General features: G+C 75.1%; 1 protein-coding gene. It reads right to left on the bottom strand.

Features of this window, described 5'->3' with window-relative positions; translation table 11 throughout:
* On the bottom strand, positions 1-1,066 hold a 1,066-nt coding region (locus TR48_RS29910; protein ID WP_369405623.1), incomplete at both ends, for an acyl carrier protein.

The following is a 1,066-nucleotide window of genomic DNA, read 5'->3' as shown; positions in this document are numbered from 1 at the left end:
CGCCTTGCACCGGCCGTCGGCGGCCAGCCCGCGCTGACGGCTGAACTCGATGAACGGCGACGGCGAGGCCATCACCACCGAGCCGCCCGCCAGCGCCAGCGAGCACTCGCCCGACCGCAGCGCCTGGGCGGCGAGGTGCAGGGCGACCAGCGAGGATGAGCAGGCCGTGTCGATGGTGACCGCCGGGCCCTCCAGACCGAAGGTGTACGAGACCCGGCCCGAGGCCACGCTGCTGGAGCTGCCCGTGCCGACGTAACCCTCCAGGGCGTCCGCCGAGGCCATCAGCAGGGGCGCGTAGTCGCCGTACATGACGCCCGCGAAGACGCCGGTGCGGCTGCCCCGCAGGGTGGCCGGGTCGATCCCGGCCCGCTCGAAGGCCTCCCAACTCGTCTCCAGCAGCAACCGGTGCTGCGGGTCGACCGAGACCGCCTCGCGCGGCGAGATGCCGAAGAAGGCGGGGTCGAAGCCGGCGGCGTCGTGCAGGAAGCCGCCCTCCCGGGTGTAGGAGGTGCCGGGCTGCTCCGGGTCGCTGTGGTAGAGCGCCTCCAGCGGCCAGTCCCGGTCGGTGGGGAAGCCGGAGACCCCGTCCACCCCGTCCGCCACCAGCCGCCACAGCTCCTCGGGCGAGGTCACGCCGCCGGGGTAGCGGCAGGCCATGCCGATGATCGCGATCGGGTCGTCGGAGACGCCCGCAGCGGCGGGCAGGGCGGCCGGGGTGACGGAGGTCTGCGCGGAGCCGTGGAGCTCGGTGCTCAACTGCTCCGCCAGAGCCGCCGGGTTCGGGTAGTCGAAGACCAGCGTGGCGGGCAGTCGCAGACCGGTGACCGCGTTCAGGCGGTTGCGCAGCTCGACGGCGGTCAGCGAGTCGATGCCGAGGTCCTTGAACGCCCGGTCGCCCTCGATCGCGTGCGCGCCGGCGTAGCCCAGCACTCCGGCGGCCTCGGCCCGGACCAGGTCCAGCAGAGCGGCCTCGCGGTCGGCCTCCGGGAGGGCGGCGAGCCGCTGCGCCAGCTCCGTGGCGCCCGCCGCGGCGGCAGCGCCGGCCGCGCGGCGCATCGGAACCCGG

The organism is Streptacidiphilus neutrinimicus, from assembly GCF_000787815.1.
In the GTDB taxonomy this organism is placed as follows: Bacteria; Actinomycetota; Actinomycetes; order Streptomycetales; family Streptomycetaceae; genus Streptacidiphilus; species Streptacidiphilus neutrinimicus.
Note: the sequence above shows the minus strand (reverse complement) of the source record. Positions and strands in the feature narration are given on the sequence as shown.